The organism is Winslowiella arboricola (assembly GCF_025527015.1).
Lineage (GTDB): Bacteria > Pseudomonadota > Gammaproteobacteria > Enterobacterales > Enterobacteriaceae > Erwinia > Erwinia arboricola.
In genome coordinates this window covers 337965-357216 of the sequence record NZ_JAODIM010000039.1, presented here as the reverse complement: position 1 = coordinate 357216, position 19252 = coordinate 337965, and the positions used below count along the sequence as shown (strand labels likewise).

11 protein-coding genes are annotated in these 19252 nt (G+C 55.4%); 8 read left to right on the top strand and 3 right to left on the bottom strand.

The window, feature by feature from the left end:
• Nucleotides 1-847: 847 nt before the first annotated feature.
• The 3 genes from bcsG to bcsE are packed head-to-tail and all read right to left on the bottom strand — an operon-like array spanning nucleotide 848 to nucleotide 4244.
• Nucleotides 848-2506 (bottom strand): cellulose biosynthesis protein BcsG, encoded by a 1659-nt coding sequence (gene bcsG, locus N5923_RS09585; protein ID WP_267143147.1) that lies wholly within the window; start codon nucleotides 2504-2506, stop codon nucleotides 848-850.
• Complete coding sequence (bcsF, locus tag N5923_RS09580; RefSeq protein WP_267143146.1) at nucleotides 2503-2694, bottom strand: cellulose biosynthesis protein BcsF; 192 nt, start codon at nucleotides 2692-2694, stop codon at nucleotides 2503-2505. Before bcsF ends, bcsG begins: the two co-directional genes overlap by 4 nt.
• Entirely contained in the window at nucleotides 2691-4244 is a 1554-nt protein-coding gene (bcsE, locus tag N5923_RS09575; RefSeq protein WP_267143145.1) for a cellulose biosynthesis protein BcsE, read from the bottom strand. Before bcsE ends, bcsF begins: the two co-directional genes overlap by 4 nt.
• Nucleotides 4245-4424: 180 nt before the next feature.
• Between bcsE and bcsR the strand changes: the two genes are divergently transcribed.
• From bcsR to N5923_RS09535, 8 genes are all read left to right on the top strand, one after another.
• A complete protein-coding gene (gene bcsR, locus N5923_RS09570) occupies nucleotides 4425-4622 on the top strand; it encodes a cellulose biosynthesis protein BcsR (protein WP_267143144.1) in 198 nt (65 codons plus the stop codon).
• On the top strand, nucleotides 4622-5353 hold the full coding sequence (gene bcsQ / locus N5923_RS09565) for a cellulose biosynthesis protein BcsQ (RefSeq protein WP_267143143.1): 732 nt from the start codon (nucleotides 4622-4624) through the stop codon (nucleotides 5351-5353). The genes bcsR and bcsQ overlap by 1 nt, the downstream gene beginning before the upstream one ends.
• Nucleotides 5350-7938 carry a UDP-forming cellulose synthase catalytic subunit gene (gene bcsA / locus N5923_RS09560; protein ID WP_267143142.1) on the top strand — a complete coding sequence of 863 codons (2589 nt, stop codon included), beginning with the start codon at nucleotides 5350-5352 and terminating at the stop codon, nucleotides 7936-7938. Before bcsQ ends, bcsA begins: the two co-directional genes overlap by 4 nt.
• Nucleotides 7939-7952: 14 nt before the next feature.
• A complete protein-coding gene (gene bcsB, locus N5923_RS09555; protein ID WP_267143141.1) occupies nucleotides 7953-10229 on the top strand; it encodes a cellulose biosynthesis cyclic di-GMP-binding regulatory protein BcsB in 2277 nt (758 codons plus the stop codon).
• Between the two features lie 32 nt (nucleotides 10230-10261).
• Nucleotides 10262-13681, top strand: a complete 3420-nt coding sequence (gene bcsC, locus N5923_RS09550; protein WP_267143189.1) for a cellulose synthase complex outer membrane protein BcsC — start codon at nucleotides 10262-10264, stop codon at nucleotides 13679-13681.
• Between the two features lie 171 nt (nucleotides 13682-13852).
• Nucleotides 13853-15853: a biofilm formation regulator HmsP gene (hmsP, locus tag N5923_RS09545; protein WP_267143140.1), complete on the top strand. Its 2001-nt coding sequence runs from the start codon at nucleotides 13853-13855 to the stop codon at nucleotides 15851-15853.
• Nucleotides 15854-16068: 215 nt separating this feature from the next.
• Entirely contained in the window at nucleotides 16069-17343 is a 1275-nt protein-coding gene (locus N5923_RS09540; RefSeq protein WP_267143139.1) for a dicarboxylate/amino acid:cation symporter, read from the top strand.
• A gap of 389 nt (nucleotides 17344-17732) precedes the next feature.
• Nucleotides 17733-19229 (top strand): M16 family metallopeptidase, encoded by a 1497-nt coding sequence (locus N5923_RS09535; protein WP_267143138.1) that lies wholly within the window; start codon nucleotides 17733-17735, stop codon nucleotides 19227-19229.
• Nucleotides 19230-19252: the final 23 nt, after the last annotated feature.

Genomic DNA, 19252 nt, shown 5'->3' with positions numbered 1-19252 from the left:
CTGTATTGACGGCACAATAAGAAATGCTAAAATCGATTGGGTTGATAGATACGAGTGGCACCGTTCTTAAAGCGACTACCAATCGCCAGCGGAACAGAAAAAATCCCGGCTACCAACCGGGATTTTTCGCCCTGATTCAGGGGGCAAAAACAGAGAAGGTAGGGAAGTGGTTACCCCCTGCCTTTATCAAGTTCCATCTTCTCTTATAAGCGTCCGGTCAGTTGTCTGATAGCAACGATTATCTGCAAGGTAATGCGAAAGCAGGCCGCTTATCACGCTGTAAAAACGAAAAAAGGCAGGGGTGGTATTCCCCTGCCTTTATCAAGTTCCTTCTTCCCTTACGAGCGTCCGGTCAGTTGCCTGATAGCAACGATTATCTGCAAGGTAACGCGCACAATCTGCAGCATTACCAGGAAAGTAAGCAGACAAATCACTTTGGCTTCTTCCTGTTACGGAAGAGCGCCACACGCCGCTTATGCCTTTAAATTTCCCCTCACAACGTGTATCCATGCAAACAGACACTAGTAGCGCTCCCTTGGGTGGAGGCAGACCAGACAGCACCACCTGTTTCCGGTCGGGAAAAACGTTAAGCGACTAAGTATCAGACACTTACAAGAGGCCACCCGGCGTATCTGTCAACCTGCGGATTATAAACCGCTGACTGAAAAATGATCAATCTGTATTGACGGCACAATAAGAAATGCTAAAATCAGGTTGTGCAAACAGATACTAGTGGCAACGTTCTTAAGGCGACCACCAATCGCCAGCGGAACAGAAAAAAACCGGCATAGTCGCCGGTTTTTTTTCGCCTTTAGATCGGCGTTTCTGGTGTTAAACCACCGACTCGCTATTGCGGATAAGCCACCCAGTCGCCGCCATTTAAGCGTATCCAGGGTTTGCCCTGATAGAGCATCACCACCGCATTGTCATTTTCTGACACCACCGGCGTTTGCGGCAGATTGTCGCTTAGCGCTGCCATATTGACGTTTGCCGCATTAAATACCTGGCCGTCCACTACGCGCGCAATCAGTTCGGAAAGCGCCTGCAAGCTGGTTGGCGTCTCGACACCCACCGCGCTCTGATGAGGAGCCTTCATCCCGGCGAATTTAATGCCAACCGGCACATGGGTAATCGACGGGCTGGGTATATCCCGCAGACCGGACATCTGCATCTTATCGCCTTCCACCGCCGCGCCGTGCTCCGGCACCACGATCACCATCACGCGGCGTCCTGATTTATCCAGTCTGGTCATAAATTCATCCAGCTGATCGAACAGTTTTTGCGCCCGTGGCCGGTAAGCGGCGGTTTTGGTGCTGCCCAGCTCCCGCGTGCCGTCATGCAGTGGGATCAGGTTGTAATAAGTGGCACTGCGCGCATCGCTGCTTTTCTGACGCTCATCCAGCCAGCGCTGCATCAGTTGCGCATCGTTATATACTGGCGAGCCATCAAATGAGGTCAGCGCCGGTGCAATACCGCTTTGCGACATCAGTGGCGCCTGCATATCACCGGCGTCGCGCAGCTCCTGCAGGAAGCCGCCAAATTCACCGGTATGATCCAGCATCAGCTGCTGTTTAAAGCCCAGTTTTGCCAGATTATCGAACAGGTAACACTGGTTATTGGTTGGCTGATAAAGGTCGTGATGCGAGCTCTGTCCGCAGCTGGCGCGCAGCAGACGGATACCTGCCGGGCCACTATAGGCGGTAGCCGAGTTAAAGTTATTCAGCACAAGATCAAAATGCTGCCACAGCGGGTGATTACGCAGCTGTACGGCATCGACATCCGCCCAGGCCAGCGAGCAGATATTGATTACCAGGATATCAAAGGGAGCGGATTCCGGCGCCAGCGTCTGCGGGAAGCGGGTAACGCGCTGTTTTTCCTGCTCATAGAAACGATTGAGATACGCCGTCAGGTTAGCGCTGGTGGGCGGCGCTGACTGGTCCAGTGTATTACCGGATGCGGTATCTTTACTGACTGGCGGTGGGCTATTCAGTACCGCCTCGGGAGTAGCCGCCTTACCCGGCAGCAGTGACAGTGACGGCCCGGCAATATTGACGATATTAATCCACAGCAGCATCAGTGTGACAATCACCGTGACGCGGATCCACTGCGCAATAAACAGATAGATCACCAGCATCACAAAGCCGGCGCCAATCATTTGCCAGTTAATAAAGCGGTTAACCAGATCCAGCAGATAGTCGGCGGAAAACCCGCTGAGCTGGTCGCCCTGGCTCATCAGGCTGGCGATGCCCGGCAGCCAGGTATCATGCCACAACAGGCCAAAGCCGATGGGCAGTGACAGCCAGTGGCGAGCGCGGTGCCAGCGCAGGGAAGGGATGGGCATCAGTAGCCAGGCGAGGAATACCAGGTTACTTAATGCATGAAAATTAAGATAGCCAAACCACAGCAGGGCAAATTTCAGCAAAAAATAGACATTCCAGCCACCCAGTCCGCGCCAGTAGTTTGTTGAGCTGGCACCAGAAATGGGCGTTTGTTTTACGTCGGTCATGACTTATCTTTATCCCTGTCAGCGGGTTTTCTGCGCCACGTGCCTTCATATTTCAGGGCGCGTGGCGGCATCAGGCGGTGAATCATACCGTGCCACGCAGCAGGCAGCCAGCGGCTATAAAAAGGTTTCAGAATCAATAAGATTAGCAGCAGCAGAATCAGAATTTGCACGCTATCGATAAAACTCATTTAACCCTTCCCTGACCGGCGCTGACACCCAGTGTAATGGCCTGTGGCACGCGGCGTACAACAGGAGCTCGCTCTTGCAAAGCCACAGTTTCTGCTGCTTCACTCTCTGGCGCTGCATTGCGCCAGGCTGTGGGGATCAGCGCTTTAATCTGCCGGATCTCCGAGGCAATTTGCAGGTCTTCATACCAAACCATACGGTTGGCGAAGATTTCGTTGTAAGGCAGCGAAAAGATATACTTTAGTGCGGTGTCGAGATCGTTAAAACGGCAGGAAAACAGAAACAGATATAGCCGGTCATCAATCAGGGTGACCAGATCACCAAAGCGGCGCATTTTGCACAGCGTCAGCGCCTGTTGTGGTTGCAGTTCGGGCACCGGGCGGAGCGCGACTAATAATCCTTTGCCATTCTCCGGCAGCAGGGTGTTTTGCACCAGTAGCTGTACCGCAGCATAAAAGCGTGCTGGCGGCAGAAACCCCTTCTCATGCAGTGGCTGCATTGAGGCCATCAGTTGTTGCAGATCGGCCGGGACATGGCGGTTATAGCTCTGTCCCTGAAGGCCTTCCAGTGCAGTAAGGAAGTCCGACAGATTAGTACCATAGGGAATAATGCTGTTGACGCCGCAGGCCAGCAGGAGCCGTTCATCACTGTTACGCATACTGGTTTCCAGTTCGCGCACCACTATTTTAAGGGCACTGCCGCGCGTTCGGCGCAAAAAATGAATACTCTCGGCCAGCAGTGGAATTTGTTGATTATCACTCAGGCTAAAAAGTACCGTTGCCGAACTGGCCTGCTGCGCGCGCGAATAAACTTCATCATTATGGTCAAAAAGCTGCCACTGGCGTGATAATGGCTGCGCACCCTCTAAAACATCTCTTTGCGCAATAAATTGCTGTTCATCGCTCAGGGTTAATGGCGTGCCCGGTTCAGCGTCATTTAATAAGCCGAACTTCTCATGGCGATTGTCTAAACGAATAACCCGATCTGCAAACAGTTGATTGCCACTACACCACCAGTTAATGCGGTAATCCCACCTGTCCTGTTGCCATTCAAGATGCGCCATACCATCAAGTTGATGAAAAAAACGCTGCAACTGATTGCGCAGATTATTCACGCCAGTGCCGGCACTGATAATTAATAACGTACTGTTTTTTTCCGCCAGTAAACGCGTCATTTTTTTTAGCCAGATGGCAATTTCTGCTGCCGTTAAGCTTTGCCATGAAGCATATGCGCTATACAGCAGAATTAAGCGTGGCCGGGCAGATAGCAGGCGGGCCAAATCTTCAGGCAGATTAAGCAGCCCTTTACGCCCGGCGGGCAGCGAATACATCGGTATGCTCAGCGTGTCACCTGCAGGTGCTGGTGTTAACAGCGCCTGTGGCGTTTCTGAATTGCTGATTAGGGTCAGTTTTTGCTGAGCGCCAATGACCTGTCGTGCCAGCATGCGGGCATCCGGCTGGCGATCGCTGGTTATCCAATAACAACCCGGTGCCTGCATCTGCGTTAATTCATCCTGCAGCTGCGCAATGCCGAGTGTAAATGAAAGCGTCATATGATTTTTCGCAAAGTAGATAATCCCGAACTATTTTATTATCAAAGGCCATTTTCGGACTAATTGTAGTTTTTAAAATATTGATTACAACTAAAATAACCCGCGCATTTTTCCCGCTTGCCCGGCTTTGCTGTATATTGTTCTGCTCTGGCAGAGATTGGATTTCCACGGTGATGGACAATGAAAAAAAACAAAAATATTCCCACAGTGGTAAATGTCACCAGGCATGCTGATGACATCCTCGCATTAAGTGAAGCCTTCAACTTTAGCGCCAGGGATTATGTCGATATTGCCAGAGATGAGCGTCTGGAAAATATTCTGATACGCTGGCCATTGCTGCATGAATTAGCCAACGATCTGCAGGAGAAAGGGAATTAATGCCGATCATTGCACTGCAGGGGATCCGCGGCGGCAGCGGAACCACCTCGATTACCGCCGCGCTGGCCTGGGCGCTGAATCAGCTGGGTGAAAGCGTGCTGGTGATGGATTTTTCCGCCAGCAACCAGCTGGCCGCGCATTTTAATCTGCCGCTGAATATAACGCGCGGCTGGATGCGCGCGATGCTGGATAACAGTGACTGGCAGCAGAGCGCTTTTCGCTATCTGCCGGAGCTGGATCTGGTGCCTTTTGGCGGCCTGAATGAACAGGAACGCCAGATGCCGGAGCAGGCCGCAGTCGACGCTCTTTCATCGTGGCTGGCGCATCTGCCAGACCTGAAAAACCACTACCGCTGGCTGCTGCTGGATGTTCCGGCGCAGGAGTGCCTCTGGTCGCGCCAAATCCTCGCGCAGGCCGATCATCATCTCTGTCTGCTTACTGCCGATGCTAATTGCCAGCTGCGCCTGCACCAGCGCTGTTTTGACGCGACTACCCACTTCCTGCTCAACCAATTTAATGCTAACAGTCAGTCACAGCAGGATCTGCAGCAGCTGTGGCTCAGTGGTCTGAGTAAACTGATCCCGGTGAATATTCATCGCGATGAGGCACTGGCGGAGGCGTTGCTGATGAAACAACCGGCAGGGGAGTATCGCCCAGGCAGCCTGGCGGTTGAAGAGATCACCACGCTGGCCAGCTGGGTGCTGATTAACTTTTCCGGGCAGCCTCAATGAATCCACTGCGCTGGTTGTTAATTCCCGCGGTTTCGCAGGCGTTAAGCCAGCGCTATGGAGGCTATCGCCGCTGCGGTGCGGGCAGATTTGCCGCTACCCTGCAATGCTTCTGGGTGATGCTGAGCTGGTCGTTGTTGCGGCTGGAAACGGCAGGATGGCAGAAAATTATTGACCAGCGTCGCGCGCTGTTTCCCCAACTCTCTGCCGAGTGTCCGCGCCCGGCTGATGCGCTGCGTTATCTGGTTCAGAGCTTGTGGCTGCTGCTGACGGTGCCGTTTTATGCCCGGCGCAACCGGCAACGGGTGAATCCTTTATCGCGCGGGCGTCGGCGTGTGCATTTGTGGCTCAACGCGCTGCCGCAGCGTGCTCAGCAACAGAAACTCCCCCGGCGTTCGGAAGCGCGGCTGGATCGGTTGAATCCACGGCTGCGCATTGTGCTGTATGGCATCTGCGCCACGGTTGCCACCCTGCTGGCGTTACTGTGCATTACCCAGCCATTCGATCTGTTGACCCAGTTTATCTTTGTCCTGCTGTTGTGGGCGGTGGCGATGGTGGTGCGCCGCGTGCCTGGCCGCCTGTCGACCACCATGCTGATTGTGCTGTCGCTCACCGTCTCCTGCCGCTATCTGTGGTGGCGCTACACCTCGACGCTGAACTGGGACGATCCGCTCAGCCTGACCTTTGGCCTGCTGCTGATAGTGGCGGAAACCTTCTCATGGATCGTGCTGATTCTCGGTTACTTCCAGACGTTATGGCCGCTGAATCGTCATCCGGTGCCGCTGCCGAAAGAGCGCGCCAGCTGGCCGACAATCGATGTGCTGGTGCCCACGTTTAACGAACCGCTCAGCGTGGTGAAACCCACCATTTACGCCGTATTGGGCATCGACTGGCCGCACGACAAAATCAATATCTGGCTGCTGGATGATGGCAACCGCCCGGCGTTCCGTGAGTTCGCCACCAGCGCCGGCATCCACTATGTGGCGCGCGAAAATAATGAGCATGCCAAGGCGGGTAATATTAACCATGCGCTGCAAAGCGTCTGTCGCGGCGAATATCTGGCGATTTTTGACTGCGACCATGTACCCACGCGCTCATTTCTGCAAATCACCATGGGCTGGTTTATCAAAGAGCCGAAGCTGGGAATGCTGCAGACGCCTCATCACTTTTTCTCGCCGGATCCGTTTGAACGCAATCTCGGACGTTTTCGCCGTACGCCGAATGAAGGCACGCTATTTTATGGCCTGGTACAGGATGGTAATGATGTCTGGGATGCCACCTTCTTCTGCGGCTCCTGTGCGGTGATCCGCCGCAGCGCGCTGGATGCGGTCGGCGGTATCGCTACCGGTACGGTGACCGAGGATGCACATACTTCCCTGCGTATGCATCGTCAGGGCTACACCTCGGCCTATATTCGTATTCCGCAGGCCGCCGGGCTGGCGACCGAGAGTTTATCGGCGCATATCGGCCAGCGTATCCGCTGGGCGCGCGGGATGGCGCAGATTTTCCGGCTGGATAATCCGCTGCTGGGCAAAGGACTGAAACTGGTGCAGCGGCTCTGCTACGCCAATGCCATGCTGCATTTTCTCTCCGGTATTCCGCGCCTGATTTTCCTGCTGGCGCCGCTGGCGTTCCTGCTGTGCCATGCCTTTATCATTTTTGCCCCGGCGCTGGCGATCGCCATCTATGTACTGCCGCATATGATCCATACCAGTCTGACGAATTCGCGTATTCAGGGGCGTTATCGCCACTCGTTCTGGAGCGATATCTATGAAACGGTGCTGGCCTGGTATATCGCCCGGCCGACCACCGTGGCGCTGTTTAACCCGCGCAAAGGCAAATTCAACGTCACCGCGAAAGGCGGGCTGGTCGGGGAACGCCATCTCGACTGGGTTATCACCCGGCCCTATATGTTTCTGGTGTTGCTGAATCTGGCAGGTCTGTTTGCCGCCATCTGGCGTCTGTACAACGGGCCAGAAACGGAAATCATGACGGTGCTGGTCAGCTCGGTGTGGGTGCTCTACAACATGATTATTCTCGGTGGTGCGGTCGCAGTGTCGGTGGAAGCACGTCAGATCCGCGAATCGCACCGGGTGGAAATCGCCATGCCAGCGGCAATTATGCGCGCCAGTGGACATATGCTGCCCTGCACCCTGCGGGACTATTCGGATGCCAGCGTTGGACTGGAGTTGCAGGATGAGGGGCTGTTGCACGCGGAAGAGCAGGTATTCCTGCTGCTGAAGCGCGGTCAGCAGGAGTTCAGTTTCCCCTGTTATATACAGCGTGTCTTTGGCCGCCGCGCGGGCCTTAGCCTGCAAGGACTGAGCACCAGACAACATATCGAATTTATTCAGTGTACCTTCGCCCGGGCGGATACCTGGGCGTTATGGCAGGACGGTTTTCCGGAAGATAAACCGATGCACAGCCTGGCTGACATTATGCTGCTGGGCTTTAAAGGCTATCTGCGTCTGGCGGAATATGGGCCTCCGGGCCTGCGCCGCCTGTTCGCAGCACTCACCGGTCTTATACTCTGGATCGGCTCGTTTCTTCCTAAAGCCCCACTGACCGCAGCGGCAAAAACTCACTAATTGATGATGACAACATGACGAGAAAACTAAGCTGGTATAGCGCATTACTGATGGTGGTGATGCCTCTGTCTTATGCCGCCCCGGGAGCACCAGGCAATAATGCGATGACCACTGAGTCTGCGCCGGTGGTAGTCGACCCGGCGGCGCCGCTGCGTGAGGACGTGTTGCCCTTCAGTAAGGTGGCGCCAGCACCGGGCAGCTTTGATCTGCGCGGCACTCGTCCGCAGGGACAGATTGAATTCGGCGTGCGCAGTGATGAAGTGGTCACCAAAGCGGTGCTGAATCTGCACTATCGCCCTTCACCGTCGTTGCTGCCAGTCATGTCACATCTGAAAATCTACCTTAATGATGAGTTAGTCGGTCTGGTGACGGTAACGGCGGATCAGCTGGGGAAAAGTCAGCAGGCGCAGGTCAATATCGATCCGCGTTTTATCGGCGACTTTAACCGTATCCGCCTGGAGCTGGTGGGACATTACACCAACGTCTGCGAAAACCCGGCTTACAGCTCCATCTGGCTGGATGTGGGTAAAGAGAGTTCGCTCGATCTCAGTATGCAGAAACTGCCGGTGAAAAATGACCTGTCCCATTTCCCGGAACCGTTCTTTGACAGCCGCGACAGTCGTCCGCTGTCGCTGCCAATGGTGTTTGCCGCCCAACCGGATTTAGCGCAGCAGAAGGCCGCGGCGATGCTGGCCTCCTGGTTTGGCGTGCAGGCCGAATGGCATGGTCAGGCATTCCCGGTACTTTATAACCAGCTGCCGCCACAGCAGCATGCGGTAGTGTTTGCTACTAACGACCAGCGCCCCGATTTCCTCAAAGATTATCCGGCGGTGCAGAAACCGACGGTCGAAATCATCAGTCGCCCGGATAATCCGTATCAGAAGCTGCTGCTGGTCATGGGGCGTAACGATCAGGATCTGATTACCGCAGTGCGCGGTATTGCACAGGGTGACGTGCTGCTGCGTGGCCAGCTGTCGACCATCGACAGTGTAAAATCGCTGGCGCCGCGTCAGCCATATGATGCACCGCGCTGGGTGCGCACCGATCGCCCGACCACCTTCTCGGAACTGCAGCAGTATGAAAACCAGTTCCAGGCCAGCGGTATGCAACCCGCGCCGATTACACTGAATATGAATCTGCCGCCGGATCTGTTTCTGATCCGCGCGCGCGGTATCGATATGGATATGCGTTACCGTTATACCTCGCCATTACAGAACGACGGCTCACGTCTGGCCATCCATCTTAATGAGCAGTTTATGCAGGATTATCCGCTGTCGATGAAGCAGGACAGTGCGCGACAGCTGCTGCATATTCCGCTGATTCAGGGGCTGCAGGAGAGTAATAATCAGCTGCGCATTCCGGCGCTGCGCCTCGGCGTGGTGAACCAGATGCGTTTTGATTTCGATTACGCCACTACTATTATCGGCGGCACCAGCGATGGCCGCTGCGAAACTGTGACGCCGGTGGGCAATCATATTGTTATCGATGGCGATTCGACGGTGGATTTCTCCGGCTACCGCCACTTTATGCAGATGCCTTCGCTGGGGGCTTTTGCCAACGCCGGTTTCCCGTTCAGCCGCAATGCCGATCTGGCGCAAACTCTGGTGCTGGTTAAGCCACAGCCTTCCAGTGAGCAGGTCAGCGCGCTGCTTAATGCCCTCGGTAATATCGGCGCGCAAACCGGTTATCCGGCACTGAATGTGCAGATCAGCGACGACTGGAGCAAAGCAAAGAGCAGCGACGCTGACCTGCTGATGATTGGCGTTATTCCACAAGAATTGCGCGATGAGAGCAAAATCAACTTGCTGGTGGACACGACGAAAAGCTGGGTGAATAAACCTAACCGCCAGACGGTGCTGGACAATGTCGACGCCTCCGCCAGTGACCGTCAGGCAGAAAGTCAGACTACTATCGGTTCCACCGGGCCGATGGGCGCGATTGTTGGTTTCCAGTCCCCGTTCCATGACCAGCGCAGTGTGGTGGCGTTACTCGCCGACAGCCCGCGCGGCTGGGAGCTGTTAAATAATGCGCTGCTGGATAGCGGAAAACGTGCAGCGATTTACGGTTCGGTGGCGATTGTGCGCGAGTCCGGGGTCAACAGCCTGCGCGTCGGTGATAACTATGATGTCGGCTATCTGCCATGGTGGGAGCGGTTGTGGAATGCGCTGGCAACCCATCCGGTATGGCTGGCGCTGTTTACCGTGGTGGTGGTGATTCTGTTTGCCCTGCTGATCTGGCGGGTAATGCGGCTGGTCAGCCGTCGTCGTCTCGGCGATGAGGATAGCCATTAGTGATCCGTAAAGCCTGGCCGTGGCTGGCGTTGATGCTGCCCGGTTTTACCACCCCGGTGGTCGCGCAGCAGGTGGCGCCGGTTGGCTGGCTATTGCAGCAAATCCGCATTGGCGAAGCGACCAATAAAGACGATCTGGTGAGTCAGTCGATTTATCGTCTGGAGAAAATCGACCCTGATAACCCGGAACTGCTGGCCGCGCAGCTGCGGCTGGCGCTGCATCAGGGCGATCAGGCGCGGGCGCAGCGTTTGATGGCGCAGCTGAATAGCATCGCGCCGGGTTCAGTCGCTGCACAGCAGTCAGCCGCCGCGATGTTGCTGGTGTCAGCGGAAGGGCGTCAGCAGCTGCAACAGTCGCGGTTGCTGGCCACGTCCGGACGGCTGACGGCAGCCAGAAGCGCGTACGATAAACAGTTTAACGGCGTTTTCCCCAGCGTGGATATTGCGCTGGAATACTGGCGACTGGTGGCGCGCATTGACGGCCAGCAGAATCTGGCCCTGACCCGCTTACAGGCGCTGGATCAGCGCTATCCGGGGCATATTGGCGTACGTATACAGATTGCCCAGCTACAGTTGCAACGCAATAGCGATAATCTCGCATTCAGTCAGCTAAAAGCAGTGGCGCAAAATCCGGCAGGACGGGAACAGGCGGCGAATCTGTGGCTGGCGCGTATTGTTTCGCAGCCGGTTTCTGCCACTACGCTGGCGCAGTTGCAGGCTTATCTCGACACCTTTAACTCAGGTGATGCGCGGCGTAAGGGGTTGCAGGAGCGGGATCGGCAGCAAAAGCTGTTGGCCGATCCGGCCTATCGTCAGCGCGTGCGCGGGCTGGCGCTGGTGGATCACGGCGCCGGTGCGGCGGCGCTGCCGGCGCTGCGTATGGCGTTAAAAGCCACGCCAGACGATGCTGAACTGCTGGGAGCCATTGGCCAGGCATTGTCTCGGGCGAATCAGCGCGCGACGGCGATCGGTTATTTTGAGCGCGCGATCGAGGCGGGTCAGCAGAGCACCAGCATCGGCAAATGGCGCAGCCTGCTGCAATCGGATCGCTACTGGCTGGCGATCGACAACGGCGATAAAGCGCTGGCGCGTGGCGATCTTGCCGCCGCACAACGCGATTATCAGCAGGCGCAGGCACTCGACCGCGGCGACAGCTATGCGCTGCTGGGCCTTGGCGATGTCGCGCTGGCCAGTAAAAATTTCGCCACTGCCGAACAGCACTTCTTACGGGCGCTGCATCTCGACCCGACCAACAGCAGTGCCGCGCGCCGTCTGAGTCAGCTTTATCAGCAGCAGTCGCCGCAAAAGGCGCTGGCGTTTATCGATCATCTGTCATCCGCGCAGCAGCGCGCCCTTGGCAGCTCCCTGAACAGTTTACGCAGCGATGCGCGGCAGGCAGAGGGTCGTGCGCTGGCAGAGCAGGGGCGCTGGCAGGCAGCAGCAGACAACTATCGCCAGGCGCTGCGTGATACACCCGAGGATATCTGGCTTAACGCACGGCTGGCCGCGGCGTTAAGCCAGGCGGGCGAGCCGCAGCAGGCGGATAATCTGATGGCGGCGATGGCGCAGCGACATCCCACTGATCGCGCCCAGGTTTATGCTTACGGCCTGTATCTCTCGGCCAGTGAACGGGGCGATCGGGCGCTGGCTCAGTTACATACGCTGTCCGAAGCGCAGTGGGATCAGGATATGCACCAGCTGGCTACGCGTTTGCAGCAGGATAAGATGCTGACGCGTGCTAACCGGCTGCGTGACGGCGGCAATGAGCGCGCGGCGATTGTCTGGTTGCAGCAACAGCCATTCTCAGCGGCGCGAGATAATACTCTGGCGGACTGGGCGCTGGCGCGTGGCGATGGCGATCAGGCTTTACAGCATTATCAACAAGTTTTGCGCCAGCTGCCGCAGGATAGTGATGCGGCATCAGGACGTATCGAAGCGCTGGTGATGCTGAAACGCCATGATGAAGCGCGCCGGGCGTTACAGGCTCTGCCGCCACAGACCACGATTAACAGTCAACGCCGGGTAGCCAGCGCCTGGCAAAGCATCGGCGACACAGCACAAGCGCGTGAATGGTATGCCCGGCTGAAAACCCGCGTCGCCAGTGCGCCGCCGGGGCTTAGCACTGCGCTGGTGTACCGTGATGCGGCGCGGCTGGAAACGCAACCACAGCTGGCGCTCAATGATTATCGTCAGGCGATGGTCGCCAGCGGTATCAGCCCGCAACTTCCGCAGGATAATCTGAGCTTTACCCGGCTGATGCGCAGCGATGAACGCGATGGCTGGCTGAAACGCGGAGTACGCAGCGATGCCGCCGATCTCTGGCGTCAGCAGGAGAGCACGCTGACGCTGGAGCAGGATTACTCACGCAATAAAGGCAGCGGCGGGGTGTCAGATGTCAGCGCCTGGACCACGATGCTGGAAGCGGAAACACCACTGGCGCAGGGAAAAGCTTTTATGCGTCTTGATCGTGTCGCGCTGTCTGCGGGCAGTTTTGACAACGAAAACGGCACGCATCGCGAGGTGTTTGGCACCTGCGCCGATAATAATACCCGCGGTTGCCGCAGCGGCCTGAAGCAGCGCGCCGAAGGGGTATCGCCCGCCGTTGGCTGGCGTGATCAACGCTGGTCGGTGGATATCGGCAGCACGCCGATCGGTTTTGCGGTACGTAGCTGGGTTGGCGGTGTCAGCTGGAATACCGATCTTGATGATATCGGACTGACCTTTACCGCTTCACGGCGTCCGATCGCCAGCTCTTTGCTCTCGTTTGCCGGAGCCTATGACCCGAGCAGCGAGGGCGGACGTCGCTGGGGAGGTGTGGTAGCCAGCGGTGGCGCATTGGGACTCAGTTACGACCAGGGCGGTGCTCATGGTCTCTGGGGTGATATCAGCGCGCATCAAATCACCGGTGAAAATGTCGCGGACAACACGCGTGAACGCCTGATGGGAGGCTATTACTACAAGCTGATTAATGACTCTCACCGTCGCATGAGTATTGGTGTCAGCAGTATGTTATGGCATTACCAGAAAGACCTGAGTGACTACGCATTTGGTCAGGGGGGTTATTACAGTCCGCAAAGCTATTTCTCGCTGGCATTGCCGGTCAGCTGGCGTCAGCGCACAGAAAACTGGTCATATGATCTGTCCGGATCCGCTTCCTGGTCGCACTCGCGTAGTAAAGGTCAGCAGCGTTATCCGGTTTACCCGGGTTTTGCTACCAGCGCTAATCCGCAATCCGATGACAGCACCGGCGGCGGCTTTGGTTATACGGTACAGGCGGTGATTGAGCGGCGTTTAACCGCGCACTGGACGCTGGGTGCCGGTATTGATATTCAGCAGGCGAAGGATTACACCCCCAGTCATGGGCTAATGTATCTGCGTTACTCAATGGCGGGCTGGCAAGGGGATCTGGATATGCCGCCGCAGCCGCTGACACCCTACGCCGATTTTAAATAGGCTTTTGTCGCGAAATGTCGGTATATGCCATGTTTACGACGCTTTTGACTCGGAAAACCCTTAAACACTAATACCCCATGCATTCTCATGGATAAAAAAACATGCAGCATGAGATATACTCTGGGCAGTTTTTGCCTTCTCATTCCCTCAGAGGGAGCCTGGAGAATAGCTTTGCGCGTCAGTCGTTCACTTACGATTAAGCAGATGGCGACGGTTTCTGCGGTTGCGATCATTACCATCTGTATTTTTATCGTTATCCAGCTTTTCCATTTTGTGCAGCAGCGCAGGACGGACTACGCCCAGCAAATGGAAAATATTGCGCATACCGTTCGTCAGCCATTGTCAGAAGCAGTACTGCGCGCTGATATTACTGAGGCGGAACGTATACTCAATTCGTTAAAGCCGGCCGGCATTCTGACGCGTGCTGATGTGGTGTTGCCGAATGCCTTCCAGGCCTTACATACCGATTTTGATCCCGAAAAGCCGGTGCCGCGCCTTATCGCTCGGGTGTTTGAACTGCCGGTGCAAATCACCGTGCCGCTGTATGCCACAGAGCGCACCGCCGCGCCGAAGCCGCTGGCCTATCTGGTGTTGCAGGCAGATTCCTGGCGTGTGTACCAGTTTATCCTCAGTACCGTCTCCACCATGATGACCACCTATCTGTTGCTGGCGCTGATCCTGTCGGTGGCGATTAGCTGGTGCATTAATCGCCTGATGGTTCATCCGCTGCGCGATATTGCCCGTGAGCTACAGGAGTTGTCGCCGCAGGAACTTCTGACCCATAAGCTGACGATGCCACCACTGCATCGTGATGATGAAATTGGCATGCTGATCCGCAGCTATAACCGTAATCAGCAGGTGCAGGAGTCGATTCACGATGAGATGAGCCGCCTGACCACCCATGTGGCGCTTACCGACCTGCCGAATAAGACGCTGTTTTTAGCGCTGCTTGAACAGCATCTGAAATCGGCTGGCACCATCAGCAGCTTTACCATTATGGTGCTGCGCATTGAGACTTTGCAGGAAGCGAACGGGGTACTGACCGATGAGCAGCGCGATACCCTGATTCTGACGCTGGTGGAAAAAATCCGCAGCTGCCTTGATGAGCGTTCCGTACTGGCGCAACTCAACAGCAGTGACTTTGTGCTGCTGGCGAAACGGGCCAACAGTCCGTTCCGCGCCATTCGTCTGGCGCGCAATGTGATGGCGCGCCTGACGCAGCCGGTGACGTTACAGCATATGCAATTACGGCCCAGCGTCAGCATTGGTATGGCGCAGCGTGATGACGATGCCCTGAAAGCGCCAGAGCTGCTGGGCCGCGCCATTTCAGCCATGATGTCGGCACGCCATCAGGGGAAAAACCAGATACTGTTCTTCGATCCGCAGCTGACCGAACGGGCGCAAAAACGCCTGACGCAGGAGCATGACATTCTGCAAGGGCTGGAGCAGGAGCAGTTCTCACTGTTCCTGCAGCCACAAATCGATATGCGCAGTGGCAAACTGGTGGGCGCGGAAGCGCTGCTGCGGATGCGTCAGGCCGACGGCAGCTACTGCCTGCCGGAAGGTTTTATTATCGGTGCGGAAGAGCTGGGCGTGATTGGCGCACTGGGGCGCTGGGTGTTTGAAGAGTCCTGTCGTGTGCTGGCTGGCTGGCAGCGGCGAGGTATCACGTTGCCATTAAGCGTTAATATTTCCGCGGTGCAGCTACGCGATCCGGGCGTAGTGGCGCATTTACAGGATTTACTGGCGCGTCATCGTATTCTGCCGGGAAGTCTGGTGCTGGAAATTACCGAAACCGCGCAGGTTGGCGATCCTGAGCAGGCTATCGCTTTATTAAGCGAGCTGCAGCGCGTCGGCATTGCGGTGGCGCTCGACGACTTTGGCATGGGGTACTCTAACCTTAATTTCTTACATCAGTTTAAATCATTGCCAATCAGCAAGCTGAAGATGGATCGCAGCTTTGTTTCGGCGTTGCCGGATGATGATGCGATGGTGAAAATCGTCGCCGCGATTGCCGACATTATTGCTATCGATGTGGTGGCTGAAGGGGTCGAAACCCCGGAACAGCGCGACTGGCTGCTGGCGCGTGGTATTCATATCGGTCAGGGCTATCTCTACTCTGAGGCGCTGCCGCTGGCGGCATTTGAAAGCTGGCTACCGCCGGTCGATTAGGTGTTTTTTCCCCTCCCTTTAAGCAGCATTTAGCGCTATCAAAAGTTACAAAACCCTTAGCTGAAGCGTTTCAGTTCATATTAATGGATGATGATTTCCACAACGTGAGACGGGACATATTAATACTGTTAACCCGATGTTACTTTCCGCGCTGTCGTACAATTCTAATGATAGCGATGTGAATCGCATAAACAGCCGTTAACGGAAACGCCTTTATGAAACTATCCCTGTTCAAAAGCCTTTATTTTCAAGTATTAACTGCAATCGCAGTGGGTATATTGCTCGGCCACTTCTATCCGGAGCTGGGCGCGCAAATGAAACCACTCGGTGACGCCTTTGTTAAATTAATTAAGATGATTATCGCGCCGGTTATTTTCTGTACCGTCGTCACCGGCATCGCGGGCATGGAAAGCATGAAGGCAGTCGGGCGCACGGGCGCCGTGGCGCTGCTCTATTTTGAAATCGTCAGTACCATCGCATTAATTATCGGTCTGGTGGTGGTCAATGTGGTGCAGCCGGGAGTCGGCATGAATGTCGATCCGGCCACGCTCGATGCCAAGGCGGTGGCGGTGTATGCCCAGCAGGCTGAGTCGCAAGGGGTGATCCCCTTCCTGCTGGATATTATTCCTGCCAGCGTAATTGGCGCTTTCGCCAGCGGTAATATTCTGCAGGTGCTGCTGTTCGCCATTATGTTTGGTTTTGCCCTGCATCGCCTCGGCGATAAAGGCACGATGATCTTCAACTTTATCGAAAACTTCTCACGGGTGATCTTCGGCATTATCAATATGATTATGCGCCTGGCGCCAATCGGTGCGTTCGGGGCGATGGCCTTTACTATCGGTAAATATGGCGTCGGTTCACTGGTGCAGCTTGGCCAGCTGATTATCTGCTTCTACATTACCTGTGTGCTGTTTGTGGTGGTGGTACTGGGGCTGATTTCGCGCTATGTCGGCTTTAATATCTTTAAATTTATCGGTTATATCAAAGAAGAGCTGCTGATCGTGCTGGGGACATCCTCTTCCGAGTCCGCGCTGCCGCGTATGCTGGAGAAGATGGAGCGTCTGGGCTGTAAGAAGTCCGTGGTTGGCCTGGTTATCCCAACCGGTTACTCGTTTAACCTCGATGGCACCTCGATCTATCTGACCATGGCTGCGGTATTTATCGCACAGGCCACCAACAGTCATATGGATATTGTCCACCAGATCACTTTACTGGTGGTGCTGCTGCTGTCATCCAAAGGTGCCGCAGGCGTCACGGGTAGCGGATTTATAGTGCTGGCGGCGACACTCTCGGCGGTAGGACATCTGCCGGTTGCGGGACTGGCATTAATTCTCGGTATTGACCGTTTTATGTCAGAAGCTCGCGCGTTAACCAACCTGGTAGGCAATGGTGTGGCCACGGTGTTTGTCTCAAAATGGGTCGGTCAGCTGGACGAAAACAAGATGAAGGAGACGCTGTCATCCTCTGCGAAACAGGAAAAAACGGCCTGAAATAGTGCACTTAGCGACTAATTCATCTAAAAAGTCCCTCAAATGCCCGCAGTAGCTTGCCCTTGCTGCGGGTATTTGCATAATAATCCCCAACTTACCCGTTATCTTTCAAGTTGCAGGTGCGTTAGCTGCGCCCGTTCACCCCAGTCACATAGTTATCTATGTTCCCGGGGATTCGCGGGCTTGCCGCCTTCCTGCGACTCGAAATCTTTAGGGTAAGCATTTTTTTTATGATATTTCACTTCGTTGCGCGACAACTCCGCCAATGCGTGGTCTAAGAATTTATTCTCTTAAACGCAGCGGCTTCTCCCTTATTATTCAACGGAATGATAACGGCAAGCGCGGAGCGCCAGTGATTATTATTGGTTTGTGATTGAGTAGGGGTTCACATGCAGGGCACCATAATGCGTCTTTTGGTTGGTGGGGTGTTGCTGGCAGCTGTCAGTAGTACGGTGCAGGCTGAAACACTACAACCCGATCCTGCCTGGCAGCAGGGAAAATTAAACAACGGATTGACCTGGCAGGTGCTCACCACTCCGCAGCGCCCCAGCGACAGAATTGAAATCCGATTATTGGTGAATACCGGATCGCTGGTGGAGAATGCCCAGCAGGTTGGATTCAGCCATTTATTACCTCGTCTGGCGCTGGTGCATAATACCGCGCTGGATACCGCTCAGCAGCGCGCCCTGTGGCAACAGGGCATTGATCCCAGCCGCCCGCTTCCGCCTGCGCTGACTTCATACGACTTCACCATTTATAACCTCAGCCTGCCCAACAATCGCCCGGAAGTAGTAAAAGAAGCGCTGAGCTGGCTGGCCGCCACCGCCGGTAAAATGACCATCAACGATCAGGTGGTCAATACGGCGATCGGTGCCGATGATCCTATCGCTACCCATCCGGGCAATCCGCAGGATGTCTGGTGGCGCTATCGTCTGCAAGGCTCGCTGATGCTGGCTCATGATCCGGCCGAACCGGCCAAAGCGCCGATCGATATCACGCAGCTAAACAGCTTTTATAAACAGTGGTATACCCCGGATGCGATGACGCTGTTTGTGGTCGGCAATGTTGACAGCCGTAGCCTGTCTGAGCAGATCAACAAAACCTTCTCCTCGCTGGAAGGGAAGCGCGAAACGCCAGCGCCAATGCCGACGCTTTCACCGTTACCGCATCAGCCGGTGAATCTGGTAAATAACAATGTCAGCCAGGATCGCCTGTCGCTGGTATGGGACACCCCATGGCAGCCGATTCGCGATTCACAAAACCTGTCGCGTTACTGGCAGAGCGATTTGGCGCGTGAAGCACTGTTCTGGCATGTCCAGCGCGTGCTGAGCGACAGTAAAGCGCAGGGCGTTCAGGTGGGGTTCGATTGCCGCGTGCTGTATCAGCGCGCGCAGTGTGGCATTAATATGGATTCCAGCAATGCCACGCTGCAGAACAATATGAACCTGATTGCGCGTGAGCTGGCGAACATTCGTGATAACGGCTTGCCGCAGGAGGAGTTTGACGCGCTGATGGCGCAGAAAACGTCGGAACTGAATAAGCTGTTTGCTACCTATGCACGCACCAATACTGATGTGCTGATGAGCCAGCGTCTGCGTTCACAGCAAAATGGCGTGGTGGATATTGCTCCCGAGCAGTATCAGAAGCTGCGCCAGGCGTTTTTATCAGAGTTAACCTTGCCGATGATGAATCAGGAATTGCGCCAGCAACTGACGCAGGAACTGACAATGGTGCTGATGCAGCCGCAGGGTGAAGCCGAAACCAATATCAAATCTCTGCAGGATAGCTGGCAGCGGATTATGACGCCGCCAGAAGTGAAAACCACGCCGGTGCAGGCGGAGGATATTAAGCCTGAAGTATCCGATATTCCGGCACCACAGTCCTGATTGTTCTTCTCAGGGGCGGTGAA

Bases quoted from the DNA above. Each gene is read 5' to 3' on its own strand.
- bcsG (WP_267143147.1), bottom strand. From the start codon at position 2,506: ATGACCGACGTAAAACAAACGCCCATTTCTGGTGCCAGCTCAACAAAC.
- bcsF (WP_267143146.1), bottom strand. From the start codon at position 2,694: ATGAGTTTTATCGATAGCGTGCAAATTCTGATTCTGCTGCTGCTAATC.
- bcsE (WP_267143145.1), bottom strand. From the start codon at position 4,244: ATGACGCTTTCATTTACACTCGGCATTGCGCAGCTGCAGGATGAATTA.
- bcsR (WP_267143144.1), top strand. From the start codon at position 4,425: ATGAAAAAAAACAAAAATATTCCCACAGTGGTAAATGTCACCAGGCAT.
- bcsQ (WP_267143143.1), top strand. From the start codon at position 4,622: ATGCCGATCATTGCACTGCAGGGGATCCGCGGCGGCAGCGGAACCACC.
- bcsA (WP_267143142.1), top strand. From the start codon at position 5,350: ATGAATCCACTGCGCTGGTTGTTAATTCCCGCGGTTTCGCAGGCGTTA.
- bcsB (WP_267143141.1), top strand. From the start codon at position 7,953: ATGACGAGAAAACTAAGCTGGTATAGCGCATTACTGATGGTGGTGATG.
- bcsC (WP_267143189.1), top strand. From the start codon at position 10,262: ATGCTGCCCGGTTTTACCACCCCGGTGGTCGCGCAGCAGGTGGCGCCG.
- N5923_RS09540 (WP_267143139.1), top strand. From the start codon at position 16,069: ATGAAACTATCCCTGTTCAAAAGCCTTTATTTTCAAGTATTAACTGCA.
- N5923_RS09535 (WP_267143138.1), top strand. From the start codon at position 17,733: ATGCAGGGCACCATAATGCGTCTTTTGGTTGGTGGGGTGTTGCTGGCA.